Genomic DNA, 26315 nt, shown 5'->3' with positions numbered 1-26315 from the left:
CATGCCTGCGCAAGGCGTGATCCTGCCCGACTGGCCGGCACCCGCGAACGTGCGCGCTTGCGTGACGACGCGCCAGTTGCCCGGTCATTCGCTGCCGCCGTTCGAACGCTGCAACCTCGGCGGGCGCAGCGGCGACGCGCCGGACGCGGTCGCGGCCAATCGCGCGTCGCTGCCGGGCCTGCTCGGCCTGCCGTCGGCACCGCTCTGGCTGCGCCAGGTGCATGGCGTCGACGTGCTGGATGCGGACGCCGGCGGGCGCAGCCGTGACGCCGATGCGTCCGTCACGCGCAAGCCCGGCACCGTGCTCGCGGTCCTCACCGCCGATTGCCTGCCGGTGCTGTTCTGCAGCGCCGACGGCGATGCCATCGCCGCCGCGCACGCGGGCTGGCGCGGGCTCGCGGCCGGCGTACTCGAGGCGACGCTCGCGCGTCTCGACGTGGGGCGCGTGCATGCGTGGATCGGCCCGGCGATCGGCGCGCGCTCGTACGAAGTCGGCACCGAGGTACGCGATGCATTCGTCGCGACCGACGCGGGTGCCGATGCGTGTTTCGTGGAAACGCGCCCCGGCCACTGGTCGTGCGACCTCGCCGCGCTCGCGCGGCGCCGCCTGGCGCGCGCGGGCGTCGAAAGCGTGCATGGCGGCGGTTTCGACACCTTCGCCGACCCCCGCTTCTATTCGTACCGGCGCGAGCGCGACACCGGTCGTTTCGCATCGCTGGTGTGGATCGCGCCGTGACGCTGTTCGAGCGCCTGCTCGGCAGTGCGTTCGATACGCTCGGCCCGCGCGTGCGCAAGCTGCATCACGACGCAGGCACGCGTCGCTACGCGGGCGAGGTCGAGGTCGAACGCGGCCACCATCCACTCGCGACCCTCTGCGCGTGGGCGACGCGCCTGCCGCCCGCGGGGCGCGGGCCGATCGAAGTGGAGATCGCCGCCGATGCGGCCGGCGAGCGCTGGTCACGCCACGTCGGTGCACACGTGATGCGCTCCCGGTTGTGGGCGCGCGGCGGACTGCTGCATGAACGCCTCGGCGCAGTCACGTTCGCGTTCCGCCTCGCTGCGCACGGCGGTGCGATCGAGTGGACCGCCGTGCGCGCAAGCGCGCTCGGCCTGCCGCTGCCGGCACGCTGGTTCGCCGCGGTCGGCGCGCGCGAGGCCGACCGCGACGGGCGCTACACGTTCGAGGTGACCGCCTCGCTGCCGATCGCGGGCTTGCTCGTGCGCTATCGCGGCTGGCTGGCCGTGGGTTGATCGACCAGCCGGGGCAAAGTCCGCGAGGGCCGCCGTTACCTCGTAGGGTATACGCACAGCGCGTGCCGCCGTTCCCACACGACCACGTCGTGCGGCAACGCGTACGGCGCGCAGGCGTCAAACCGCTTCGATCGTCGTGGTGATCGCGTAGCCGTCGAGCGCGGCGAGGAATTCGTCGAGGGTGAAGAGGTCCAGGCAGGGGCCCGCGCCGGCGCCGGCGAGTTCGTCGCGCGCGAGCTTCCTCGCGAGCACGATCGCCGCGGTCGCGGGCACCTGCGGTCCGTCGCCGTGCGTCGCGACCAGGCGCCAGCGCAGATGCAAGGGTACGTCCTCGCGATCGACGCCGCGCAGCTCGAGCTGCATCAGGCCGGTGTCGCTGCCGCTGTCGAGCCAGCGTTCACTCAGCGCGAGCAACGCCGGCGCGTGGCGCGCGAAGTCGCGCAACACGCCGCAACGCACCGCCCACGACGCGAGCCAGAGGCCGAAATGCATGCGTCGCAGCTCGAGGCCGGCGCGGAAATCGCAGCTGCGCAGCGACGGGTACCGCTGCGCGAGCACGCACAGGTCGGGCACTTCGCAGCGCGCGAGCCAGCGGGTGCCGATGCCGGGGACGCGCAACCGGCGCAGCGACTGCCAGCCATGCGCGCGTCGCCAGTGCCCGCGATCGAGCAGCGGATACGCACGACCGACGTAGCCGAGGATCGCACGCGTCGTCGCGAGCCCGCGCGGCGTCCGATTGCCGGGGCTGATCGCGGTTTCGATCGCGTCGAGCCGGCCGAAACGGTCGGCCAGCGCCGCGACGACGGCGCCGCTGAGGCCGGGCACGCTGCTCGCTCCGCTGATGGCCCGGCGGCCCGCGGCACGCGCTTCGGCGTCGAGCGCGGCGAAGCCGGCGACGAAGTCGCGACCGTCGGCGAGATCGACGTAGTGCGCGCCGAGTGCGAGCGCGGCGCGCGCGACGGCGTAGTCGCGGTGCTGGAACGGCCCGGCCGTGTGCACGACGAGCGCGGGGGCGAGCGCGGCGAGGCGTTCGCCGAAACCTCGTGCGTCGATGTCGAGCGCCATTGCCTCGATCGTCGCGCGCGCGCCGCCGCGGTCGAGTTCCGCGGCGAGGGCGCCGGCCTTCGCCGCGTCCCGTCCGGCGACCACCAGTTCGAGGCCGTCGTCGCCGGCGAGGGCACGCACGATGCGCGCGCCGAACAGGCCGTAGCCGCCGAGGACGACGATCCGGAAGGGACGTGCGGCGCGCTGTTGCATCGGTCGGTCGAAGTGACGGGGATCAATATCCTAGCCTGCCGGTTTGCTTGAATCGGGCCGTTTCGCGCCGCATCTTCGGCGCAGCCCGCCGCGCAAGTCGCGGCCCGAAGAACCCGAAGAGGACATCCGCGACCATGCGAATGGACAAACTCACGTCACGCTTCCAGCAGGCGCTCGCCGACGCGCAGTCGCTCGCGGTCGGGCGCGACCACAACATGCTCGAGCCCGTGCACGTGCTCGCCGCGCTGCTCGACCAGCAGGGCGGCTCGACCGTGCCCCTGCTCGCCCAGGCCGGCGCCAACGTCGCGGCGCTGCGCACGCGCGTCGGCCAGGTGCTCGACAACCTGCCCAAAGTCGCCGGTCAGGAAGGCAACATCAACGTCTCCAACGACCTCAACCGGCTGCTCAACCTGACCGACAAGCTCGCCCAGCAGCGCGGCGACCAGTTCATCGCGTCGGAGCTGTTCGTGCTCGCCGCGCTCGACGACCGTGGCGAGGCCGGTGCCGCGCTGAAGGCGGCCGGCGCGACGAAGGCGAACATCGAGGCCGCGATCGAGAAGATCCGCGGCGGCGAGAAGGTGCAGTCGGAGAACGCCGAGGAGCAGCGCCAGGCGCTCGAGAAGTACACGATCGACCTCACCGCGCGTTCGGAGAAGGGCAAGCTCGACCCGGTCATCGGTCGCGACGAGGAAATCCGCCGCGTGATCCAGGTGCTGCAGCGGCGCACCAAGAACAACCCGGTGCTCATCGGCGAACCCGGCGTCGGCAAGACCGCGATCGTGGAAGGCCTCGCCCAGCGCATCGTCAACGGCGAGGTGCCCGAAGGCCTGCGCGACAAGCGCGTGCTGTCGCTCGACATGGGCGCGCTGATCGCCGGCGCGAAGTTCCGCGGCGAATTCGAGGAGCGCCTCAAGGGCGTGCTCAACGACCTCGCCAAGCAGGAAGGCCAGGTCATCCTGTTCATCGACGAGCTGCACACGATGGTCGGCGCCGGCAAGGCCGAGGGCGCGATGGACGCGGGCAACATGCTCAAGCCCGCGCTCGCGCGCGGCGAGCTGCACTGCATCGGCGCGACGACGCTCGACGAATACCGCAAGTACATCGAGAAGGATGCCGCGCTCGAGCGCCGTTTCCAGAAGGTGTTCGTCGGCGAACCGAGCGTCGAGGACACGATCGCGATCCTTCGAGGGCTGAAGGAGAAGTACGCCGTACACCACGGCGTCGAGATCACCGACCCCGCGATCGTCGCCGCGGCGACGCTGTCCAACCGCTACATTGCCGACCGCCAGCTGCCGGACAAGGCGATCGACCTCATGGACGAGGCGGCCTCGCGCATCCGCATGGAGATCGACTCCAAGCCGGAGGAGCTCGACCGCAAGGAGCGCCGGCTGATCCAGCTGAAGATCCAGCGCGAGGCGCTGCGCAAGGAGAAGGACAGGGAATCCAAACAACGCCTCGCCGACCTGGAGACGGAGATCGCCTCGCTCGAGCGCGAGTATTCCGACCTCGAGGAAGTGTGGAAGAGCGAGAAGGCGACCCTGCAGGGCGCGACGAAGATCAAGGAACAGATCGAGCAGGCGAGGCTGGAACTCGAAGCCGCGCAGCGCCGGCAGGACTACGCGAAGATGAGCGAGATCCAGTACGGCCGCCTGCCGGAACTGGACAAGCAGCTCAAGGCCGCGCAGGAAGCCGAAACGAAGGGTTTCACCCTGCTGCAGGACAAGGTCACCGCCGAGGAGATCGCCGAGGTCGTCTCGCGCTGGACCGGCATACCGGTGTCGAAGATGCTCGAAGGCGAGCGCGACAAGCTGCTGCGCATGGAGGACGAGCTGCACAAGCGCGTCGTCGGCCAGGACGAAGCCGTGCGCGCGGTCGCCGATGCGATCCGCCGCTCGCGCGCGGGGCTGTCCGATCCCAACCGGCCGAATGGCTCGTTCCTGTTCCTCGGCCCGACCGGCGTCGGCAAGACCGAGCTCTGCAAGGCGCTCGCGGGCTTCCTCTTCGACAGCGAGGAGGCGATGGTGCGCATCGACATGAGCGAGTTCATGGAGAAGCACTCCGTGAGCCGTCTGATCGGCGCGCCGCCGGGCTACGTCGGCTACGAGGAGGGCGGTTACCTCACCGAAGCGGTGCGGCGTCGCCCGTACAGCGTGATCCTGCTCGACGAGGTGGAGAAGGCGCACCACGACGTCTTCAACATCCTGCTGCAGGTGCTCGACGACGGCCGCCTCACCGACGGGCAGGGCCGCACGGTCGACTTCCGCAACACGGTCATCGTGATGACCTCGAACCTCGGCTCGCAGTACATCCAGGAGAACACGGGCGACGACGAGGCGCAGTACGTGCAGATGAAGGCCGCGGTGATGGGCGTCGTGCAGGCGCACTTCCGGCCCGAGTTCATCAACCGCCTCGACGAGATCGTCGTGTTCCGCGCGCTCGACAAGCGCCAGATCCGGCAGATCGCGCGCATCCAGATCGCGTACCTCGAAAAACGACTCGCCGAGCGGCAGCTGGGCCTCGCGATCAGCGACCAGGCGCTCGACCTGCTCGGCAATGTCGGCTTCGACCCGGTCTACGGCGCGCGGCCGCTCAAGCGCGCGATCCAGCAGCAGCTCGAAAACCCGCTGGCGCGGGAGATCCTCGAGGGCCGCTTCCGGCCCGGCGACACGGTGCGCGTCGATGCCGAAGGCGGACGCCTCGTGTTCTCGGGCGCCTGACGGCACCGACGGGCGCGCGTCCAGGCCGGGCGCGCGCCGGCGTGCCGCCGCGGCGGTACTTGCAAATTTCCGGCGCGCCCGCATGCTGCATGCCGTTTCGGTGCCGCACGGCGCCTGCCACAGCCGATGGAAAGTTCGCGTATGCCGATCTACGAATTCGAATGTTCCTCCTGCCAGGCCGTCTTCGACCGCCTGCAGAAGCTGTCCGACCCCGATCCCGTCGATTGTCCCGAGTGCGGCCAGCCGCGCGTGAAGCGACGCGTGACCGCGCCCGCGTTCCGCCTCGCCGGCAGCGGCTGGTACGAGACCGACTTCAAGAAGGACGGCGACACCAAGCGCAACCTCGCCGGCAGGGACGAACCCCCCAAGGCCGAGTCGAAGGCCGAATCCGCCAAGCCGTCCGACTCGAAGCCCGCCGCGAAGGCCGAGAGCGCGGCGTCCTGACTTCGCCGCGCGGCGCCCCCGTGCCGCGCCGCCATCCCCGTTTCCCGCATGCGCCGCAGCCGTCCCGCGGCGCATGCGTTCGTGCGCGTCGCGTCGCCGCCCGCGTCCGCCAGTCGCATCCCGTGCACAACGCGCGCGTGCGATGGTGCGCCACGTGCCTGCACGCTACGCTTGCGCCGTGACCCACCGCAGCTATCGATTCGATCGCTACACGATTTCGCCGGCGACGCGCGAGCTGCGCTGCGACGGCGCGCTGGTGCCGCTGTCGCCGATCGTGTTCGACTGCATCGCATGGCTGCTCGAGCATCGTGATCGCGCCGTCGGCCGGGACGAACTGGTCGCCGCCGTCTGGGGGCGCGCGGACGTCGCCGACACGCAGGTCGTGCAGGCGGTCCTGAAGGCGCGGCGCGCGGTCGGCGACACCGGCGAGGAACAGCGGGTGATCCGCACGATCCCGCGCTTCGGCTATCGCTGGGTCGCGGAAGTCGACGCCGACGAAGCGGACGCGCCGCGGCCGGCCATCCCGCCGCGGCGCACGCCCGCGAGCGAGGGGGCGCCGCCGGCGCCGCTGCGTGCCGGCCATGCACGTGGCGCACGCCTGGCCGCGGTCGCGGCGGCGCTGCTGCTCGCGGCCGGGGCATGGTGGTTCGGCGGATCGCTGCTGCGACAGCCGGCCGGCCCGCAGGTACCGCAGGCAAGGCCCGAGGCGGCGGCATCGCAGGCGACCGCAGTGCTGCCGGCGACCGTCGCCGCCGGGCGCGACTGGAGCTGGCTGCGACTCGGACTGATGGACCTCGTCGCGGACCGCCTGCGCGATGCAGGCGTCGTCGTCGTGCCGAGCGACGCGATCGTCGCGCTCGCCGGAGAGGCCTCGGACGCCGAATCGGCCGAGCGCGTCATGCGCGCGGCGTCGTCGCCGCGCTGGACGGTCCTGCCGTCGGTGCAGCACGGTCCGGCCGGCTGGTCGGTCGGCCTGCAGCTGCGCGACGGGGCCGCGCCGCCGCGTGGCGTCGACGCCGTGGCGGACGATCCGGCCAGCGCGGCGCGCGAAGCGGCGCGGCGCCTTCTGGCCCTGCTCGGTCGCGACGGCGCGGGAGACACCGCGGCCGGCGGCGACCTCGTGCCGCGCCTGCGCGCCGCCCTGCTCGCCAACGACTTCGGCCTCGCGCAGGCGACGCTGGATGCGGCCACGCCGGCGCAGCGCGCATTGCCCGAAGTGCGCCTGCTGCAGGCGCAGACCGATTTCGGGCGCGGCCGTTACGACATCGCCCATGACGGGTTCACGCGCCTGCTCGGCGAGCTCGGCGAGGACGCGAGCCCGCTGTTGCGCGCGCGCATCCTCAACGGTCGCGCCGCGTGTTCGATCCGGCTGATGGCGCTCGCGCGCGCCGAAAGCGACTTCGGCCAGGCCTTGGCCCTGATCGGCGACCGCAACGAGCCCGCGATCGCCGGCCAGACCTACAGCGGCCGCGGCGCCGCGCGCGCGATGCAGGGCGACGCCGACGGCGCCTACGCCGACTTCGCGCGTGCGCGCATCGCGCTGCGCCTCGCAGGCGACACGCTCGCGCTCGCACGCGTCGAGTTGAACGAAGGCGCGCTGCGCGCGCAGCGCGGCCACCCGGCCGATGCGCTGGCGAGCTTCGGCCGCGCCGCGGACGAGTTCGAGCGGAGCAACGCGCGCAACGAACTGGCCGGCGCACTGGTCAACCAGGTCGAGGCGTACCTGGACCTGCTCGAACCCGCGCAGGCGCTCGCGGTGGCCGAGCGTGCGCAGGCGCTGGCGCCGCGCCTGGACGATCGCGCGGCGGGGCGGCTGATTGCGTACTGGCACGCGAGCGCGCTCGCGGCGGTCGGGCGTCTCGCCGAGGCGCACGAACGGCTCGATGCGCTGATCCGCGCACCGGAGGTGCTGCAGGACCCGGTCCTGCTCGCGATGAGCCGAGCGCGCAAGGCGGCGCTGTCGCTCGCCGCGGGGCAGGTGGACAGCGCGGCGGCGGTGTCGTGGCAGGTCGTCGACGGCGGGGCCGGCGGGCCGCTCGCGTCCGTGCGCGGCGACGCTTGGCTGACCCTCGCACGCGCCCTGAGCGCACAGGACCGTGCCGACGAGGCGGGGCGCGAGGTCGCGCGCTTTGATGCGTGGGCGCGCGCGAGCGGCGACGAGTCGAGCATGCTGTACGCGCGCCTCGCGCAGGCCGAGGCGGCATGGAGCGAGCGGCGGCGCGAGGCCGCGGCAGCCGCGTATGCCGATGCGCTCGCGCTCGCCGAGCAGGCCGGCGTGCCGCTCGGGATCGCGCGTGTCGGCGTCTCGTGGGGCACGGTGCTGATCGCGGAAGGTGAACTGGAGGCGGCGGCGCAGGTCGTCGGTCGCCTCGCGCGCTGGTCTGCGACCGATTTCGCCTGCGCGCTGTTGCAGGCGCGCCTGTATCGCGCACTCGGTCACGTCGCGGCGTGGCGAGAGACGCTCGAGCACGCGCGCTCCCTCGCCGGGGAGCGCGCGATTCCGGCTGCGGTCGCCGACGAGCGCCCGGCCACCCCGCTCATCGCGGGGTGAGCCTCGCTCAGGCGCCGCCGTCGAAGCCGTCGCGGAAGATCACGTCCGGGCTGCTCGCGCAGGTCGTCAGGACGACGTCGGCCGACAGCGCGAAGCCGGGCGTCGCCGAGCCGACGCGCAACTGATTGGCTTGGTTGATCGACGGCCAGCCGTCCATCGAACCGCCCCAGCTGCCGCCGAACGGCGTCGGCGTGCCCTGCACCGCGAGCACGTCGAGGCTTGCGTCGGCATGGCTGACGAGCAGGGTGTTGAGTTCACTCGAGTCGGACATGAAGCGCCGGGTCCAGACCGCGAGATCGCCGTTGTCGGCAAGCGCGTTCATCGGGTTGCGCGAATAGGCGAGCTCCCACGCGATGCCGTCGCCGATCGCGTCGTACGGCGCCAGCGCGCGCCGCCACTGGCCGGGCTTGCCGACGACCCAGGCCAGCGCCGACGTGTCGGAGGTTTCGCTGAAGAACGCGATCTCGCCGTTGTTGTTGAGCAGCGGCGCTCCAAAGTCGTTGTAGGTGCCGCCGCCCGGCACGGCATCGCCCGCCCGCACCAGCCATTCGTGCGTGCCTTTCGTGCCGAGGAAGAGCCCGCCGGCCGCCACGCCGCCGCTGACGTAACCGCGGAACGAGACCTGGCCGCTCTCGTTGATGCCCGGCACCGGGCCGCCCGCAATCGAACTGCCGTCCTCGAAGCCCCAGAACTCGGTACCGATCGCCCAGAAGGTGCCGCCGCCCGGCGCCGGGTCGCCCGCGGCGACGTACTTGGTCAGGGTACCGTCCTGCCAGAGCAGCACGTCCGAGCCGTCGCCGTCGTCGGTGGTCGCGAGGAACGCGATGGTGCCGACGTTGTTCATGCTACCCATGCCGAGCCGGGTGATGGTGCCGCCGAGCGGCGAGGGATCGCCCACGGCCGCGACCTTCACGATGGTCCCGGTCGTCGCGCGGTACAGGAACAGGCCACGCGGTGCGCTGCCGCCGGTGACGTCGGCGAGGAACAGCACGTCGCCGGCATCATTGATGTCCGGGGTCGCAAAGGTCGAGAGGAAGAAGCCGGTGAAGGTGCCGCCGATCGGCGACGGGTCGCCACAGGCGTCGCTCGAGCCGGAGCCGCCGCCCGGGCCGCAGCCGAGCGCGACGATGCGCAGGCCGTCCGCGTCGGCGGTGAACACGCCCTGGTTGCGGGCGGCGTCGTCGACGAGCGCCGCGAACGCGATGCGCCCGTGGTTGTTGAGCGTGGCCGCATGCATGAACGAGAGCGGGCTCAGCGTGCCGTCCTCGCCGTCCGGCAGCGGCAGGCCGTGCCAGGCCACCGGGGCCGCATCGCACAGCGCGGCGCCGGCCGGCGTGGTGGTTGCGAGCGGCCGCGCGGCGCTCGGCGGCGCGAGCGTGGTGCGCGCCGCGCGCTCGACGCGCGTGCCGTCGATCTTGCGGTCGGCGACGGTGGCCCCGCCGTCATGGTGAAGGATCGTCTGCGCGCCGGCGGGCGCAGTCGAACACGCGAACAGGAGCATCAGTGGCAGCAGGAGGTGGCGATGGGTCATGGAGCGCGATCCTGGTCGAGTGAAGGGATGCCGCCGCGGCGACGGCGCCGCGAACGCGCCCGGAGTATTGCAGCGGGCCCGCGCGAGCCGGTTTGCGCGGGATTGCCGCGACGTTTGCGCGACGTTTCCGTTGCATTTCGCCGTGCTCCGCGAGTGCCCCCGTTCGAGCCCGGCATCGTCGCGCGGCTCTTGCTGCGCCGCGCTACGCGTTCGTTCAGGCTTCTGCACTAGACTCCAGTGGACCAATACCAATGGGGAGCCAACCATGCGCAAGCCTGTCCGTGCCATCACCACCGTGCTGCTGTCGCTGTGCGCGACTGCCGCGATCGCGGCTCCCGCCGCCAGCCAGCTCGCGACGCCGATGATTGCCGCGACCACCGCGCAGCCCGGTGGCTGGCGTCCCGGTCCGGGCTGGGACCGCGACATCGAAGTGCGCTGCGGCAGCGTCGACTACCGCTACCGCATGTGCGAGGTCGACACCGGCCGCGGCGGCGACGTGCGCCTGGTCCGCCAGATCTCCAAGACGCCGTGCCGCGAAGGCAGCAACTGGGGCTGGAACCGCGCCGGTGTGTGGGTCAACGAGGGCTGCGAAGGCGTATTCCGCGTGCAGCGCCGCTGGCATGGCGACGACCACGGTGGCGGCGACTGGCGTCCGGGACCGGGTTTCGAAACCGCGATCCGCGTGCGCTGCGGCAGCGAGGACTATCGCTATCGCATGTGCCAGGTCGACACCGGCCGCGGCAGCGACGTGCGCATCGCGCGCCAGGTCTCCAAGACGCGCTGCGTCGAAGGCCAGAACTGGGGCTGGAACCGCGCCGGCATCTGGGTCAACGGTGGCTGCGACGCCGAGTTCATGGTCAACCGCCGCTGGCGCTGAGCCCGGCTCGACGATCCGTCGAACGCCCGCCGCATGGCGGGCGTTTGACCTGGCCGAACGCCGCATTGCGGCGCAGCACAATCCTCCGTAGCATTCCGCGCCTGTTTCCGCGCCGCACCGGCGCCAGCGGACTTCCATGCGCACACATTATTGCGGCCTCGTCGACGAGGCGCTGATCGGCCGGACCGTCACCCTCTGTGGCTGGGCCGACGTCGCCCGCAACCTCGGCGGGCTCTGCTTCATCGACCTGCGCGACCATGAAGGCATCGTGCAGATCGTCGCCGAACCCGCCGACACCGACGGCAATGCCGAGGTGATCGCCGCGGCGGCCGCGGTCGGTTACGAGGATTGCCTGCGCGTGACCGGCGTCGTGCGCAAGCGCGAAGCGGTCAACGCGAAGATCCGCACCGGTCGCGTCGAAGTCGTCGCGACGAAGATCGAGCTGCTCAACAAGGCCGAGCCGCTGCCATTCCATGCGCACGAGAACCCGGGCGAGGACATCCGCCTCAAGTACCGCTATCTCGACCTGCGCCGCCCGGAAATGCAGCAGATGATGCGCACGCGCATCCGCCTCGTGCAGGCGCTGCGCCGCTGGCTCGACGCACGCGGTTTCCAGGACATCGAAACGCCGATCCTGACCAAGGCGACGCCCGAGGGCGCGCGCGACTTCCTCGTGCCGGCGCGCATGCATCCGGGCGAGTTCTATGCGTTGCCGCAGTCGCCGCAGCTGTTCAAGCAGATCCTCATGATGGCGGGCTTCGACCGCTACTACCAGATCGCGCGCTGCTTCCGCGACGAGGCGCTGCGTGCCGATCGCCAGCTCGAATTCACCCAGCTCGACATGGAGTTCGCCTGGGTCACCGAGCGCGACGTGCAGGACACGGTCGAGGAAATGATCCGCGTCGTGTTCCGCGAGGTGAAGGGCATCGAACTGGCCGACCCGTTTCCGCGCATGACCTATGCGGAAGCGATGCGCCGCTACGGTTCGGACAAGCCGGACCTGCGCATCGCGCTCGAATTCACCGATGTCGCCGAGCTCGTGAAGGGCTGCGAGTTCAAGGTGTTCACCGACTGGGCCAACCATGCCGACGGCCGCGTCGTGGCGCTGCGTGCGCCGGGCGGCGCGCAGTTCTCGCGCAAGCAGATCGACGACTACGCCGCGCACGCGGCCAAGTTCGGCGCCAAGGGCCTGGCCTGGATGAAGATCGAGGACGCGGCGAAGGGGCGCGAGGGCATCAATTCGCCGATCGCCAAGTTCCTCGACGACGCGACGCTCGCGGCGATCGTGCAGGCGACCGGCGCGCAGACGGGCGATGCGATCTTCTTCGGTGCGTCGACCTGGAAGGTCGCCTCCGACTTCATGGGCGCGCTGCGCCTGAAGCTCGGCAAGGACCTCGGCCTCGTGGCCAACGGCTGGGCGCCGCTGTGGGTCACCGATTTCCCGATGTTCGAGTGGGACGACGAGGAAAAGCGCTACGTCGCCCTGCATCATCCGTTCACCGCGCCCGCGGTGGACGACGAGGCCGACCTGCGCGCGAACGCGCGGATCGCGGTGTCGCGCGGCTACGACATGGTACTCAACGGCAACGAGATCGGCGGCGGCTCGATCCGCATCCATCGCTCGTCGATGCAGAGCGCGGTGTTCGACCTGCTCGGCATCGGGGCCGAGGAAGCGGAAGCGAAGTTCGGCTTCCTGCTCGACGCGCTCAAGTACGGCGCGCCGCCGCACGGCGGCATCGCGTTCGGCATCGACCGCATCGCCGCGCTGATGGCCGGCACCGAATCGATCCGCGACGTGATCGCGTTCCCCAAGACGACCAGCGCGCAATGCCTCATGACCGGCGCGCCGTCGCCGGTGCCGGAGGCACAGCTCGCCGAGGTGCACATCCGCGTCGCGGAGCGCAAGGCGGAATGACGCGCGCGTCGCGCCGGCCGATCGATCCGCGCGCGGCGCGAACGCCGCGCGCGGCAGTGGATTCCGCGCCGCGCGAACACGTGATCCTGCTGCATGGTATCTGGATGCGCGGCATCACCCTGCTGCCGCTCGCGCGTCGCCTGCGCCAGGCCGGTTACTCGGTCGAGACGATCGACTACGCGAGCGTGTTCCGCGGCATCCAGCCCGCGGTCACGCGCCTGCGCGAACGCATGCAGGCGCAGGACGCCGGCGCGGTGCACTTGGTCGGCCACAGCCTCGGGTCGCTGGTCGCGCTCGAGGCGACGCGCGGCGTGCGCGGCCTGCCCAAGGGCGGCATCGTCTGCATCGGGCCGCCGCTGCGTGGCAGCGCGGTCGCGCGCGCGCTGACCGCATTCCCGGGTGGACGCCTCCTGCTCGGACAGAGCGCGGAGCCGCTGCTCGAAGGCGTCGATGCATGGAAGGGCTCGCGCCGCGTCGGCGTGATCGCCGGCAAGCTGCCGTTCGGCCTCGGCATCACGCTCGGGCCGCTGGTCGCGCCGCACGACGGCACCGTGTCGGTCGAGGAAACGCAGCTCCCCGGCATCAGCGACCACCGCACGGTCGACGCCTCGCATACGGGCCTGCTGTTCTCGTCCGAAGTCGCCGACCTCACGGTCGCGTTCCTGCGCGCGGGCCGTTTCGCGCCGACGCCGCGCTGAGCGCTGCGCTAGACTGCACCCTTCTCGCCGAGCCAACGGGATCGTGTCGATCACTGCCTTCCAGCCAGCGCTCGCCGTCGTGCGCATCCTCGGCATCGACCCTGGCAGCCAGCGCACCGGGATCGGCATCATCGACGTCGATGCGGCGGGCCGCTCGCGCCACGTGTTCCACACCGCACTCAAGGTACTCGACGGCGACGACGACGCGTTCGCCGCGCGCCTCAAGCGCATCTTCGACGGCATCGGCGCGATCGTCGTCGAGTACGCGCCGCACGAGGTGGCGATCGAGCGCGTGTTCGTTTCGCACAATGCCGATTCCGCGCTCAAGCTCGGCCAGGCGCGCGGCGCGGCGATCTGCGCGGTCATGCAGCACGGCCTCGGCGTCGCCGAGTACGCCGCGCGCGAGGTGAAGCAGGCGGTGGTCGGCACCGGCGCGGGCGACAAGGCGCAGGTGCAGCACATGGTCGGCCTGCTGCTGCAGCTGCCGGGACGCCTGCAGGCGGATGCAGCCGACGCGCTCGCGATCGCGCTCGCCCACGCGCACACGCGTTCGAGCCTGCAGCGGCTCGGCCTGCCGCGCGACGCGTGGAGGCGTCGTCGATGATCGGCCGGCTCAAGGGCGTCCTCGTCGCCAAGCAGCCGCCGTGGCTCGTGATCGACGTCGGCGGCGTCGGCTACGAACTCGAGGCGCCGATGTCGACGTTCTTCGACCTGCCCGAAGTCGGCCGCGAAGTGAGTCTGTGCACGCACTACGCGGTCAAGGAAGACACGGTCGCGCTGTACGGTTTCCTGCGCGAGGCCGAACGCAGCCTGTTCCGCACGCTGCAGAAGGTCTCCGGCGTCGGCGCGAAGATCGCGTTGTCGGTGCTCTCCGGCGTCAGCGTCGACGAGTTCGCGCGGCTCGTGCAGGGCGGCGACGTCGGCGCGCTCACGCGCATCCCCGGCATCGGCAAGAAGACCGCCGAGCGCATGGTGGTGGAACTGCGCGATCGCGTCGACGGCCTCGCCGGTGGCCTTCCGGTCGCGACCGGCGCTGCGCCGGGCGCGGTCGATCCGGTCGCCGAAGCGAGCGTCGCGCTGCAGGCGCTCGGCTACAAGCCGGCCGAAGTCACGCGCCTCGTGCGCGACGCGGCCGCCCCCGGCGATCGCGCCGAAGAGATCATCCGCAAGGCGCTCAAGGCGGCGCTGCGCTGAGGAAAGAGACTGCGACATGAGCGAGGACATCGGCAACGGCGACGACGTCGGCACGCGTACGCGCGCGCTCGTGCTCGGCGCGATCGGCGTCGTCTACGGCGATATCGGCACCAGCCCGCTCTACACGATCAAGCAGACGTTCGGCGTGCACGGCGCGCCACCGACCACGACCAACGTGCTCGGCGTGCTGTCGCTCGTGTTCTGGTCGCTCATCCTCGTGGTTTCGGTGAAGTACGCCGGCTTCATCATGCGCGCCGACAACAAGGGCGAGGGCGGCATCATGGCGCTGACCGCGCTGGCCCAGCGCAGCGTGCGCTCGAGCCAGCGCGCGCGCTGGTGGATCGTCGTGCTCGGCCTGTTCGGCGCCGCATTGTTCTTCGGCGACGGGGTCATCACGCCGGCGATCTCCGTGCTCGGCGCGGTCGAGGGCATGGAAGTGCTCGCGCCCGGCCTCGCGCATTGGGTCGTGCCGCTCGCGGCGCTGATCATCGTCGGCCTGTTCGCATTCCAGAACCGCGGCACCGGCAAGGTCGGCGCGGTATTCGCACCGGTGATGATCCTCTGGTTCCTTGCGCTCGCCACGCTCGGCATCTGGCACGTCGCGCAGCACCCGGCCGTGCTGCGCGCGCTGTCGCCGTACTACGCGATCGAGTTTTTCGCGCAGGCGCGCTGGACCGCGTTCTTCACGCTCGGCACGGTCATCCTCGCGATCACAGGCGCCGAGGCGCTCTACGCGGACATGGGCCACTTCGGCCAGAAGCCGATCCGCTGGTCGTGGTTCGGCTTCGTGCTGCCCGCGCTCGTGCTCAACTACTTCGGCCAGGGCGCGCTGCTGATCGCCGACCCGAAGGCGGCCGAGAACCCGCTGTTCCTGATGGTGCCGCCGGTGCTGCTCGTGCCGATGATCGTGCTCGCGACCGCGGCGGCGGTGATCGCCTCGCAGGCGGTCATCTCGGGCGCCTTCTCGGTCACGCGCGAGGCGATCCAGCTCGGTTTCCTGCCGCGCATGCAGGTGCGCCACACCTCGCACGAGCAGATGGGGCAGATCTACCTGCCATGGATCAACCGCATGCTGCTCGTGCTCACGCTCGCGGTGGTGGTCGGTTTCCGTTCTTCGGACAACCTCGGCGCCGCCTACGGCATCGCCGTGGTCGGCACGATGACGATCGACTCGATCCTCGTCATGATCGTGTTCCGCCGCATGTGGAACTGGAGTCGGGCGCGGGTCGCGCTGGTCGGCATCCTGTTCCTGTTCGTCGACCTCGCCTTCCTCACCGCCAACGCCGACAAGGTCGAGCACGGCGGCTGGTTCCCGCTCGTGCTCGGCACGGTGATCTTCACCCTGATGGCGACCTGGCGGCGCGGGCGCGAACTCGTCGTGCGCGAGATCAAGCACGGCGGCCTCGCGCTGGAGCCTTTCATTTCCTCGATCGTCGCGCACCCGCCGCTGCGGGTGCCGGGCACCGCGGTGTTCCTCACCGCGAACCAGGAGGGCGTGCCGCACGCGCTGCTGCACAACCTCAAGCACAACAAGGTGCTGCACGAGCGCAACGTGATGCTCACGGTCGAAACCGTCGACACGCCGATCGCCGAGAACGACGAGCGCGTCGGCGTCGAGCCGCTCGGCGACGACTTCTACCGCGTGACCCTGCGCTTCGGCTTCGCCGAGGACCCGGACGTGCCGAACATGCTCGAGACGGTCACCAATTGCGGCCAGCCATTCGACATGATGGACACCACCTTCTTCCTCAGCCGCGAGAGCATCGTCGCGACCGACCGACCCGGCATGGCCCTCTGGCGCGACAAGCTGTTCGCCTTCATGCAGCGCAACGCGATCCCGGCGACCGCGTTCTTCCAGATCCCGGGCAACCGGTTGATCGAGCTCGGGACGCAGGTGGAGATCTGAGTGGCCGGGATTCGGGATTGGTGATTCGGGATTCGGGATTCGGGATTCGGGATTCGGGATTCGGGATTGAAGCCGGGCGACGGGTGGCTGAACACAGGCCGTGGCCCGGTTCCTGTGCAGCTACCTTGCCGCTGGCCCGACGGTCATAATCTGCGAATCACGCGTTGCAGTCCTCCACGCAAATCGACCGAATCCCCAATCCCCACCCATGGACCGCCTCACCTCCGCCAACGCAACGCGCGACGACGACCTCGTCGAGGCGACGATCCGCCCGCAGCGGCTCGACGAGTACCTCGGCCAGGCGACCGTGCGCGAGCAGCTCGGCATCTACATCGAGGCGGCGCGCCGGCGTGGCGAAGCGCTCGACCACGTGCTGATCTTCGGTCCGCCGGGCCTCGGCAAGACCACCTTGTCGCACGTCATCGCCAACGAGCTCGGGGTCAACCTGCGCTCCACCTCGGGCCCGGTGCTCGAGCGGCCGGGCGACCTCGCCGCACTGCTGACCAACCTGCAGCCGCGCGACGTGCTGTTCGTCGACGAGATCCACCGCCTGTCGCCGATCGTCGAGGAAGTGCTTTACCCCGCGCTGGAGGACTTCCAGATCGACATCATGATCGGCGAAGGGCCGGCAGCGCGCTCGATCAAGCTCGACCTGCCGCCGTTCACGCTGATCGGCGCGACCACGCGCGCGGGCCTGCTCACCGCGCCGCTGCGCGACCGCTTCGGCATCGTGCAGCGGCTCGAGTTCTACAGCCCGCTCGAGCTCACCGCGATCGTGCGCCGCGCGGCGAAGATCCTCGGCATCGTCTGCGACGCCGACGGCGCGACCGAGATCGCGCGCCGCGCGCGCGGCACGCCGCGCATCGCCAACCGCCTGCTGCGGCGCGTGCGCGACTACGCCGAGATCAAGGCGGGCGGCACGATCACGCGCGACGCGGCGAACGCGGCGCTGGAGATGCTCAAGGTCGACGCCGAGGGCTTCGACGCGCTAGACCGACGCCTGCTCACGACGATCATCGAGAACTTCGACGGCGGCCCGGTCGGCGTCGAGTCGCTCGCCGCGGCGATCAGCGAGGAGCGCGGCACGATCGAGGACGTGCTCGAACCGTTCCTGATCCAGCAGGGCTTCCTCGTGCGCACCGCGCGCGGGCGCATGGTGACGGGCAAGTGCTGGCGCCATTTCGGCCTCGCGCCGCCGCGAAGGGCGGGGGCGGAGGATCTGTTCGAAAGCCGTGAATCGGGAATGGGGAGTGGCGAATAGGGGAGGCAAAGCCGTCTTTCTCCGCCCTGCCGCCGATTGTCGATTGGAGTGCCTTTGAACCATTCCCGATTCCCGATTCTCCATTCCCGGCCTGTCTTCGCCTGGCCCTGCCGCGTCTACTGGGAAGACACGGACGCCGGCGGAGTCGTCTATCATGCGCGTTACCTGCACTTCCTCGAGCGCGCGCGCAGCGAGTGGTTCCGCGCCTCCGGCATCGGCCAGCAGCGCCTGCGCGAGCAGGAAGGCATCGTCTTCGTCGTGCATCGCATGGAACTCGCGTTCGACGCGCCGGCCCGCCTCGACGATCTCCTGAGCGCGACCGTCGCGATCGAGGACCTGCGCAGCGCGAGCTTCACCGTACGCCAGCAGTTGTTGCGCGAACCCGAACCGAAGGCGCTGGTCGAAGCGAAGGTGCGCATCGCCTGCCTCGACGCGCAGAAGCTCCGGCCGCGCCCCATCCCGAACCACCTGCTCCAGGAAATCACCCCTGCATGAACTCGGAATTGAACGTCCTCGCCCTGATCCTCGGCGCCAGCCTGCCGGTCAAGCTCGTGCTCGGGATCCTGATCGGCTTCTCGATCGCGTCGTGGTTCATCATCTTCCGCAAGAAGGCGCTGCTCGATCGCGCCAACGCGAGCGCGGACGAATTCGAGGAGCGCTTCTGGTCGGGCGCCGACCTCGCCGGCCTCTTCAAGGAGATCAGCGGCGCCGGCGAGCGCGTCAGCGGCAGCGGCGCGATCTTCGAAGCGGGCTTCCGCGAGTTCGCGCGCCTGCGCCAGCGTCGCGGCGTCGACTCGCGCGCGCTGCTCGAAGGCGCGCAGCGAGCGATGCGCGTCGCCTCGACGCGCGAGGTCGACCGCCTCGAGCACAGCCTCGAGTTCCTCGCCAACGTGGGTTCGATCAGCCCGTACGTCGGCCTGTTCGGCACGGTGTGGGGCATCATGATCGCGTTCCAGGGCCTCGCCAACGTCAAGGAAGCGACCATCGCGATGGTCGCGCCGGGCATCTCCGAGGCGCTCATCGCCACCGCGATGGGCCTGTTCGCCGCGATCCCCGCGGTGTGGGCGTACAACCGCTATTCGACCAAGCTCGAACGCATCAGCCTGCGCTACGACACGTTCGTCGAGGAATTCTCCTCGATCCTGGCGCGCCAGGCGCACGTCGACGACGCCTGAACCCCGCGCCGTCCCGCCCCGCGTTGGAATCCCCTGCATGCAGAACCTGAAATCGCGCAAGCGCCGCAAACTCAAGGCCGAGATCAACGTCGTGCCGTACATCGACGTCATGCTCGTGCTGCTGATCATCTTCATGGTGACCGCGCCGCTGCTCAACCTCGGCGTCGACATCCAGCTGCCGCAGTCGGCGGCGAAGGCGATCCAGAACGACAAGGAGCCGGCCGTCGTCAGCGTCGACGAGGGCGGCGCGCTGTTCCTCACCCTCGGCGCGTCGCAGCGCGAGCCGATCGACGCCGACACGCTGGTCAAGAAAGTTTCAGCTTTCGTCCGCGAGAATCCGCAGGTGCCCGTGCTGGTCGCCGGTGACCAGCGCGCCGATTACGGCAAGATCTACCAGGCGATGGTGCTGTTGCAGTCGGCGGGCGTGCCGAAGGTCGGGCTGATGAGCCAGCCCGTGCAAGCGGAACAGGCCCACTGACCGGATGGAGACGTTCGGCGACAAGCTGCGTGCGTTCGCGCTCGCGATGGCGCTGCACCTCCTGTGCATCCTCGCGCTGCTGGCCGGATTGTGGTGGACGCATGAAACGCGCCCGGTGAGCATGCCGGGTCCGGTGATCGAAGCGACGCTGGTCGGGCCGACTGCGGCGCCGAAGGCGCGGTCGGGAGCGGCCAAGCCGCAACCACCGAAGCCGCAGGCGAAACCGGAACCGCCCAAGCCCGAGCCGCCGAAGCCCGAGCCCAAGCCGGTTGAACAGCCCGAACCACCCAAGCCGGAGAAGCAGACGCCGAACGAACTGCAGAAGCCGAGCCAGGTCGACCAGGAACGCGTCGCCGCGCTCGCGCAGGAAAAGGCCGAGCAGGAGAAGCGCGAGCAGGAGGAGAAGGTCCGCCAGCGGCAGGTCGAACTCGAGGAGGAGAAGCAGCGCAAGCTGCGCGAAGAGCAGCAGAAGCAGCTCGCCCAGATCCGCAAGGAGCGCGAGGCGGTCGAGAAGAAGCTCAAGCTGGAGCGGGAACGTCTCGCGCAGATCGAGGATCGCAACCAGAAGCAGGCGCAGGCCCAGGCGCAGCCGGAGACGGAGCACGAGGCGGAGCAGGCGCAGACCGGCGCGGGCGGGCGGGACGACGACCTCACCGCGCGCTACGCGGCGGCGATCCAGGCGGCGGTGACGAACAACTGGAATCGCCCGGACAATGCGCAGGCGGGCCTGCGTTGCGTGCTCAACATCGCGCAGATCCCGGGCGGCGACGTCATCAGCGTGTCGATCGGCACGCCGTGCAACGCCGACCCGGTCACGCGCACGTCGATCGAGCAGGCCGTGATGAAGGCGGCGCCGCTGCCGTACCAGGGTTACGAGAAGGTGTTCCAGCGCAACATCAAGTTCAACTTCAGATACGACGGATAGGCCGATGACGAATTTCGCGGGAATCCTGGGCAGGCTGGCATTGATCCTCGTCGGCGCCTGCGGCCTTGGCCGTGCGGCGCACGCGCAGCTCGACATCGACATCGTCAACGGCAACGCGTCGGCGCTGCCGATCGCGGTGATCCCGTTCGGCTTCGACGGCGCGAGCGTGCCGCCGGAATCGAACGCCGGCGAGATCGTGCGCGCCGACCTCGCGCGTTCGGGCCAGTTCCGCACCTTGCCGAAGAACGACATCATCGAGTTCCCCACCCGGCAGAGCGAAGTCAAATTCGCGACCTGGCGCCTGCTCAAGCAGGACTGGCTCGTGGTCGGGCGCATGGCCGACGGCGACGGCGGCACGTTGCGCGTGGAATGGGAACTGTTCGACGTCGCCAGCCAAGCGCTCAGGGCGAGCGGCGCGATCACCGGCCAGCGCAGCGGCCTGCGCGACATCGCGCACCAGGTCGCCGACGCGATCTACGAGAAGATCCTCGGCGTGCGCGGCGCGTTCTGGACGCGCATCGCCTACATCACCGCGACGGGCACGCCGCCGAAGAACATGTCCTATGCGCTGATGGTCGCCGATTCGGACGGCTACAACCCGCAGGTCGTCGTGCGCTCGCGCGAGGCGCTGCTGTCGCCGGCCTGGTCGCCGGACGGCAGGCGCATCGCCTACGTCTCGTTCGAAAGCGGCAATTCGGCGATCTACGTGCAGGACCTCGGCACCGGCTCGCGCCAGGTCGTGTCGAGCAGCCGCGGCATCAACAGCGCGCCGGCGTTCTCGCCGGACGGCAACCGCCTCGCGGTGAGCCTGTCCAAGGGCGGCAACCCGGACATCTACATCCTAGACCTCGCCAGCCGGCAGACGACCCAGGTCACGCGTCATTTCGCGATCGACACCGAGCCGCGCTGGGCCCCCGACGGCCAGACCCTGTATTTCACCTCCGACCGCTCCGGCAAGCCGCAGATCTACCAGGTCCCTCCCGGCGGCGGCGAGCCCACGCGCGTGACCTTCGCCGGCCAGTACAACGCCAGCCCGAGCGTCGTCGACGCCAAAGGCATCAAGCTTGCAATGGTGCAGGGCAACGGAAACGTGTATCGTATTGCGGTCCTCGACCGGGCGACGAGCCAGAACACCCTGGTGTCCCCGGGCAGCCAAGACGAAGCCCCGAGTTTCGCACCGAACGGAAGCATGCTGCTGTATGCCGCCAGCGAAGGAATACGCGGCGTGCTGTACGCCGCATCTGCCGACGGACGCGTGCGTCAACGACTGGGCCTCGCGGAGGGGGACGTGCGTGAACCCGCATGGGGCCCGTATCGCCAGCGCTGACGCGTCCGGTACGGGAGCGGCGAGTCGCCACTGCTCCGCTTGAACGTCGATTCAGGTTTATTCCAACACTATCTGCCCAGTTCACGAAAGGGAACCACCATGAACACTACCGTCCGCATCGCATTCTCGGTCCTGCTCGTCGCCGGCGTTGCCGCGTGCGCGAAGAAGAAGGTCAAGCCCGAACCGCCGGTCGACAACACGCCGGTGACGGAAACGCAGTCCACGGAAACGACCGGCCGCTACACGAAGGACAGCCTCGACACGGATTCGTGCCTGCGCCAGCGCGTGGTCTACTTCGACCTGGACCGCACCGAGATCAAGTCGGAGTTCCAGGCGCAGATCGCCTGCCACGCCGAATACCTGCGCCAGTTCCCGGAAGCGCGCGTGACGCTGGAAGGCAATGCGGACGAGCGCGGTTCGCGCGAGTACAACCTCGGCCTCGGCGAGCGCCGCGGCAACGCCGTGCAGGCCGCGCTGAGCGCCGCCGGTGCGTCGTCCTCGCAGCTCAACGTGACGAGCTACGGGGAAGAGCGTCCGGTCTGCCGCCAGCACGAGGAATCGTGCTGGTCGAAGAACCGCCGCGTCGAGATCGTCTACACCGCGAAGTAAGAACGTGATGGCGCACTTGAAGTCGAGTGCGATCGCGACGGCGGCCTTGTCGGCCGCCGTCTTCGCGTTCGCGGCACCCGTTTCGGCGCAGCAGCGCCTGTCGCTGGCCGAGCGCGTCGAGCGCCTCGAGCAGCAGGCGAACGGCCAGGGCAGCGGCGCGGTCGACCTCGTCAACCAGATCCAGGCGCTGCAGTCGCAAGTGCAGTCGCTGCAGGGCCAGGTCGAGGAACTCAAGCACGCGCTCGACGAGGCCAAGCAGCGCAACAGGGACCAGTACACCGATCTCGACTCGCGCATCGCCCGCCTCGAAGGCCGTGGTGCGACCCCGGCCGCCGCGCCCGCCGGTGCGCGCCCCGCGGCGCCCGAACAGCCGCCTGAAATCGACCTCGCCAACCCGGGCGGCCATGCGCCGGCGCCGGGCGGCGCCGGTCGTGCGAATGTCGGCGAGCTCACCGCGGACGACCGCGCGGCGATCGCACCCGGTGACGCAGCACCGGTCGAGCCGCCCGCGACCAGTCTCGCCAAGGCCGCTCCCGCCGATCCCGCCGCGGAAGGCTCGACCTACAACGAGGCATTCGCGGCGTTGAAGGACGGCCGCTACGCCGAGTCGGCGCGGCGCTTCCAGGCGTTCATCGACCAGTATCCGAACAGCGACCTCACCGGCAATGCGTACTACTGGCTCGGCGAGTCGTACTACGTGACGCAGAACTACAAGATCGCCGAAGAGGCGTTCCAGACGCTGCTCGCACGCTATCCCAACAGCCAGAAGGCGCCCGACGCGCTGCTCAAGGTCGGCTACAGCCAGTACGAGCAGAAGCAGTGGGACCAGGCCGAGGCCACACTTAACGACGTCGTGCAGAAATACCCGGACACGACCGTCGCGCGCCTCGCGCAGGGTCGCCTGCGCGCGCTGCAGTCGGAAGCGCGCCACTGAGCACGCCATGACGACCGTCGCCGCCCGCGGCGCCGCGGCCGGCGACGCCGTCGTCTCCGCAGGCGCGAATGCCGTCGCATCGTCGCCGGAGCGGCTGCGCATCACCGAGATCTTCCATTCGCTGCAGGGCGAAGCCGACGCGGTCGGCTGGCCGACCGTCTTCGTGCGCCTGACCGGCTGCCCGCTGCGCTGCAGCTGGTGCGACACCACGTATTCGTTCCATGGCGGCGAGTGGCGCACGATCGATGCGGTGCTCGACGACGTCGCCAAGTACGGCGTGCGCCACGTCTGCGTCACCGGTGGCGAGCCACTCGCGCAGAAGCGCTGCCTCGCCTTGCTCGCGCGGCTGTGCGACGCGGGTTACGAGGTCTCGCTGGAGACGTCCGGCGCGCTCGACGTCGGCGAAGTCGATGCGCGCGTGCGGAAAGTGATCGACCTCAAGGCGCCCGGTTCGGGCGAAGTCGCGCGCAACCTCTGGTCGAACGTCGACCGCCTGTTGCCGCACGACCAGGTCAAGGTCGTGCTCGCCGATCGTGAAGACTACGACTGGGCCGTGGCGCGCGTGCGCGAGCATCGCATCGACGCGCGCTGCCAGGTGCTGTTCTCGCCGGTACATGGCCGTCTTGCACCGCGCACGCTCGCCGAGTGGGTCCTCGCCGACCGTCTGCCCGTGCGCATGCAGTTGCAGTTGCACAAGCTGTTGTGGGGGGAGGAGCCGGGGCGGTGATTCGGGATTCGTGATTCGTGATTCGTGATTCGGATTGGCGGTCACCACTCTGATCCCCCATCGCGAATCACCAATCCCGAATCACCAATCACCAATCCCGAACGGAGTGATCGATGGCCAATGAAAACCAACGCGCCGTCGTGCTCGTGTCGGGCGGCATGGACTCGGCGGTGACGCTCGCAATGGCGCGCGCGCGCGGCCACGCGTGCTACGCGCTGAGTGTCGACTACGGGCAGCGTCATTCGTCGGAACTCGATGCAGCGCGGCGCGTCGCGCTCGCGCTCGGCGCGGTCGAACACAAGACCGTGCACGTCGACCTGCGCAGCATCGGCGGCTCGGCGCTGACCGCCGACGACATCGCGGTGCCCGACGAAGGCGGTTCCGGCATCCCGGTCACCTACGTGCCCGCGCGCAACACGATCATGCTGTCCATCGCGCTCGGCTGGGCCGAAGTGCTCGGCGCGCGCGACATCTGGTGCGGCGTCAACGCGGTCGACTACTCGGGATATCCCGATTGCCGGCCGGCCTTCATCGAGGCGTTTGGCCGCCTCGCCGAGGTCGCGACCAAGGCCGGCGTCGAAGGCGCGCACCTCGCCGTGCACGCGCCGCTGCTCGACATGGGCAAGGCCGACATCGTGCGCGCCGGCCTCGGGCTCGGCATCGATTTCGCGCAGACCGTGTCCTGCTACCAGGCCGACGCGGACGGCCGCGCCTGCGGCCATTGCGACGCCTGCCGCCTGCGCGCCGACGGCTTCCGCGTGGCCGGCGTCGCCGACCCCACGCGCTACCGCTGACGCGCCGGGGCGGGTAAACTGCGCGACCCCCGCGGTGATCGCGGGCGCCTCCTGTGGGCCGTTAGCTCAGCGGTAGAGCAGCGGACTTTTAATCCGTTGGTCGATGGTTCGATCCCATCACGGCCCAAGTCCTCAGTCGACGACCGCGAACGCGACCATCATGCCCTGGTCCTCGTGCTCGAGGTTGTGGCAGTGGAGCATGTAGGTCTGCGTGCCGGTGTAGGGCTGCGCGAAGTCGATCGCGATGCGCACGCGCTCGCCGGGCCAGACGACGACGGTATCCAGCAGGCCCAGGTCCTGCGCGGTGCGGCCATGGGACGCGACGACGAGCGCGCGCAGCTGCGACGGGCTGTTCCTGCGATCCACGACGCGGAACGGGAAGCCGTGCAGGTGGATCGGATGCGGCATGCTGCGGAATTCGTTGACGAGCTCCCAGACTTCATGGTCGCCGCGCCGCACGGTGAACGCAGGGGCGTGCGCGTGCGGGGCGAGCAGGAAGTTCCAGTCGTTGATCATCCAGCGACCACGGTCGGAGATGCGGATACGGAACGTGCGCGTCGCGGCCGGCTTCGCCGCCATTGCCGGCAGCGGCGCCGCGATGCTCGACGGCAGCGCGGTGCGCGCGGGCCGGTTCGCGGTCACGCGCAACTCCATGAGGTCCATGCGCGCGCCCATCGGCGCGGCACCGGGATGTTCGAGCATCGGATCCTCGCCGGCCGCGGCGGCATCGTTCTCCATCGGGTCGTAGGCGAGGCTGCGCACGCGCACCACGTCGCCGGCGCGCAGCGACGACAGGTCGAGCAGCAGGTCCGCGCGCTGGGCCGGCGCGAGGTAGAGCTGCGTGAGCGCGAGCGGCCTCTCGAGCAGGCCGCCGTCGGTGCCGAGCAGGTGATGGCCCAGGAGCGTCGTACCGTGCACGAACGCGAGCTTGAACATGCGCGCGTTCGACACGTTCGCCACGCGCAGGCGATACGCCGCGCGGTCGACGTCGAGATGCGGCTCCGGCGTCCAGTTCACGAGCACGCGGTTGCCGATCCAGTCGTCAGCGCCGGCCTTGTACGCGATCTCGTTGTTGCGGCCGAGCTGCTTGTCCGCGAGCAGCAGCGGGATGTCGCGCTCGCCCCAGGGAATGCCGAGGCGCTCGCGCAGGGCGAGTTCCTCGTCGTCCTCGACCAGCAGCAGGCTGGCGAGGCCGTGGTGGATCTGCTCGCCGGTGTGGAAGTGCGGATGCGCGTGATACCAGTACAGCCCCGCGCGATTGCGCACCTCGTAGGCGTAGCGGTAGCGCTCGCCGTGTCGCACGGGATGCAGCCCGCTGCCGTCGTTCGCCTCGTCGTTGCCGAGGCCGTGCCAATGGATCGTGGTGTCCTGGCCGATGCGGTTCACCAGTGTCGCCTCGACGCGTTGGCCGCGTCGCGCGATCAGCAGCGGATCGTGCGCGTGCTTGCCATCGATCGTCGTCGCGAAGTTCCACACGTTGGTCGCGCGGCCGCTGAACACCGGCAAGGTGTCGACGCGTGCGGTGAGTTCGACCGGTTGCGCGAGCCGCAGCTGCGCGAGCAGGCCGCTCGCGCCGGGCCTGCGCAATGCGCGCGCGAACGGTGCGGAGCTGGCCGGATCGTGATCGGGGCCGCCTGCAGGCGCGCCCCGCGCCCATCGCTGCGACGCCAGCAGGCAGAGGCCGAGGCTCGTGACGGCGGCGCGGCGGGAATGATCGATCATGGCGTGCGCGATCCTTTGCTCG

The 26315-nt window shown here is 70.2% G+C and carries 24 protein-coding genes and 1 tRNA gene; 22 read left to right on the top strand and 3 right to left on the bottom strand.

Features of this window, described 5'->3' with window-relative positions:
* Window position 1: 1 nt before the first annotated feature.
* Together pgeF and EV148_RS00130 are read left to right on the top strand one after the other, a co-directional pair.
* Window positions 2–736, top strand: a complete 735-nt coding sequence (gene pgeF / locus EV148_RS00135) for a peptidoglycan editing factor PgeF (protein ID WP_131991652.1) — start codon at window positions 2–4, stop codon at window positions 734–736.
* On the top strand, window positions 733–1251 hold the full coding sequence (locus EV148_RS00130) for a DUF4166 domain-containing protein (RefSeq protein ID WP_199222687.1): 519 nt from the start codon (window positions 733–735) through the stop codon (window positions 1249–1251). Before pgeF ends, EV148_RS00130 begins: the two co-directional genes overlap by 4 nt.
* Before the next feature lie 117 nt (window positions 1252–1368).
* On the opposite strand, the gene EV148_RS00125 is transcribed toward EV148_RS00130, so the two are convergent.
* Complete coding sequence (locus EV148_RS00125; protein ID WP_131991646.1) at window positions 1369–2508, bottom strand: saccharopine dehydrogenase family protein; 1140 nt, start codon at window positions 2506–2508, stop codon at window positions 1369–1371.
* A gap of 134 nt (window positions 2509–2642) precedes the next feature.
* Between EV148_RS00125 and clpB the strand changes: the two genes are divergently transcribed.
* The 3 genes from clpB (at window position 2643) to EV148_RS00110 (ending at window position 8220) form a co-directional block, all read left to right on the top strand.
* Window positions 2643–5225, top strand: coding sequence for an ATP-dependent chaperone ClpB (clpB, locus tag EV148_RS00120; protein ID WP_131991643.1), 2583 nt, complete (start codon window positions 2643–2645; stop codon window positions 5223–5225).
* A 141-nt stretch (window positions 5226–5366) separates the two neighbouring features.
* Complete coding sequence (locus EV148_RS00115; protein WP_131991640.1) at window positions 5367–5669, top strand: FmdB family zinc ribbon protein; 303 nt, start codon at window positions 5367–5369, stop codon at window positions 5667–5669.
* 178 nt (window positions 5670–5847) lie between these two features.
* Entirely contained in the window at window positions 5848–8220 is a 2373-nt protein-coding gene (locus tag EV148_RS00110) for a winged helix-turn-helix domain-containing protein (protein ID WP_158287238.1), read from the top strand.
* A 7-nt stretch (window positions 8221–8227) separates the two neighbouring features.
* Here the strand turns inward: EV148_RS00110 and EV148_RS00105 are convergent, their stop codons facing one another.
* Window positions 8228–9751, bottom strand: a complete 1524-nt coding sequence (locus EV148_RS00105; RefSeq protein WP_131991634.1) for a DUF7453 family protein — start codon at window positions 9749–9751, stop codon at window positions 8228–8230.
* A gap of 265 nt (window positions 9752–10016) precedes the next feature.
* Here EV148_RS00105 and EV148_RS00100 point away from each other — a divergent pair, with 265 nt between their 5' ends.
* From EV148_RS00100 to EV148_RS00020, 17 genes are all read left to right on the top strand, one after another.
* Complete coding sequence (locus tag EV148_RS00100; RefSeq protein WP_182517242.1) at window positions 10017–10628, top strand: DUF3011 domain-containing protein; 612 nt, start codon at window positions 10017–10019, stop codon at window positions 10626–10628.
* 136 nt (window positions 10629–10764) lie between these two features.
* The gene (gene aspS, locus EV148_RS00095) at window positions 10765–12543 is read left to right on the top strand and encodes an aspartate--tRNA ligase (protein ID WP_131991628.1); all 1779 of its coding nucleotides are present in this window, start codon (window positions 10765–10767) and stop codon (window positions 12541–12543) included.
* Complete coding sequence (locus EV148_RS00090; protein ID WP_241987927.1) at window positions 12540–13241, top strand: esterase/lipase family protein; 702 nt, start codon at window positions 12540–12542, stop codon at window positions 13239–13241. The genes aspS and EV148_RS00090 overlap by 4 nt, the downstream gene beginning before the upstream one ends.
* 43 nt (window positions 13242–13284) lie before the next feature.
* A complete protein-coding gene (gene ruvC / locus EV148_RS00085; RefSeq protein WP_241987926.1) occupies window positions 13285–13845 on the top strand; it encodes a crossover junction endodeoxyribonuclease RuvC in 561 nt (186 codons plus the stop codon).
* Window positions 13842–14435, top strand: coding sequence for a Holliday junction branch migration protein RuvA (gene ruvA, locus EV148_RS00080; RefSeq protein WP_131991625.1), 594 nt, complete (start codon window positions 13842–13844; stop codon window positions 14433–14435). Before ruvC ends, ruvA begins: the two co-directional genes overlap by 4 nt.
* Window positions 14436–14451: 16 nt before the next feature.
* Entirely contained in the window at window positions 14452–16341 is a 1890-nt protein-coding gene (locus tag EV148_RS00075; RefSeq protein WP_131991622.1) for a potassium transporter Kup, read from the top strand.
* A 208-nt stretch (window positions 16342–16549) separates the two neighbouring features.
* A complete protein-coding gene (gene ruvB / locus EV148_RS00070) occupies window positions 16550–17602 on the top strand; it encodes a Holliday junction branch migration DNA helicase RuvB (protein ID WP_131991619.1) in 1053 nt (350 codons plus the stop codon).
* A gap of 48 nt (window positions 17603–17650) precedes the next feature.
* Entirely contained in the window at window positions 17651–18097 is a 447-nt protein-coding gene (gene ybgC, locus EV148_RS00065; protein WP_241987925.1) for a tol-pal system-associated acyl-CoA thioesterase, read from the top strand.
* Window positions 18094–18777, top strand: coding sequence for a protein TolQ (gene tolQ / locus EV148_RS00060; protein WP_131991613.1), 684 nt, complete (start codon window positions 18094–18096; stop codon window positions 18775–18777). Before ybgC ends, tolQ begins: the two co-directional genes overlap by 4 nt.
* A 37-nt stretch (window positions 18778–18814) precedes the next feature.
* Window positions 18815–19255 (top strand): protein TolR, encoded by a 441-nt coding sequence (gene tolR, locus EV148_RS00055; RefSeq protein WP_131991610.1) that lies wholly within the window; start codon window positions 18815–18817, stop codon window positions 19253–19255.
* A gap of 4 nt (window positions 19256–19259) precedes the next feature.
* A complete protein-coding gene (gene tolA / locus EV148_RS00050) occupies window positions 19260–20180 on the top strand; it encodes a cell envelope integrity protein TolA (RefSeq protein ID WP_131991607.1) in 921 nt (306 codons plus the stop codon).
* 4 nt (window positions 20181–20184) lie between these two features.
* Complete coding sequence (gene tolB, locus EV148_RS00045; protein ID WP_131991604.1) at window positions 20185–21507, top strand: Tol-Pal system beta propeller repeat protein TolB; 1323 nt, start codon at window positions 20185–20187, stop codon at window positions 21505–21507.
* Between the two features lie 99 nt (window positions 21508–21606).
* Complete coding sequence (pal, locus tag EV148_RS00040; RefSeq protein ID WP_131991601.1) at window positions 21607–22116, top strand: peptidoglycan-associated lipoprotein Pal; 510 nt, start codon at window positions 21607–21609, stop codon at window positions 22114–22116.
* Window positions 22117–22123: 7 nt separating this feature from the next.
* Window positions 22124–23050, top strand: coding sequence for a tol-pal system protein YbgF (gene ybgF / locus EV148_RS00035; protein WP_131993862.1), 927 nt, complete (start codon window positions 22124–22126; stop codon window positions 23048–23050).
* A 7-nt stretch (window positions 23051–23057) separates the two neighbouring features.
* Window positions 23058–23777, top strand: a complete 720-nt coding sequence (gene queE, locus EV148_RS00030) for a 7-carboxy-7-deazaguanine synthase QueE (protein ID WP_131991598.1) — start codon at window positions 23058–23060, stop codon at window positions 23775–23777.
* A 113-nt stretch (window positions 23778–23890) separates the two neighbouring features.
* The gene (queC, locus tag EV148_RS00025; protein ID WP_131991595.1) at window positions 23891–24571 is read left to right on the top strand and encodes a 7-cyano-7-deazaguanine synthase QueC; all 681 of its coding nucleotides are present in this window, start codon (window positions 23891–23893) and stop codon (window positions 24569–24571) included.
* A 55-nt stretch (window positions 24572–24626) separates the two neighbouring features.
* Window positions 24627–24698: transfer RNA gene (locus EV148_RS00020), tRNA-Lys, on the top strand.
* Between the two features lie 5 nt (window positions 24699–24703).
* Here EV148_RS00020 and EV148_RS00015 read toward each other — a convergent pair.
* Window positions 24704–26293: a multicopper oxidase family protein gene (locus EV148_RS00015; RefSeq protein WP_131991592.1), complete on the bottom strand. Its 1590-nt coding sequence runs from the start codon at window positions 26291–26293 to the stop codon at window positions 24704–24706.
* Window positions 26294–26315 lie beyond the last annotated feature (22 nt).

Origin of the sequence: Dokdonella fugitiva, assembly GCF_004342425.1 — a bacterium.
Lineage (GTDB): Bacteria > Pseudomonadota > Gammaproteobacteria > Xanthomonadales > Rhodanobacteraceae > Dokdonella_A > Dokdonella_A fugitiva.
Note: the sequence above shows the minus strand (reverse complement) of the source record. Positions and strands in the feature narration are given on the sequence as shown.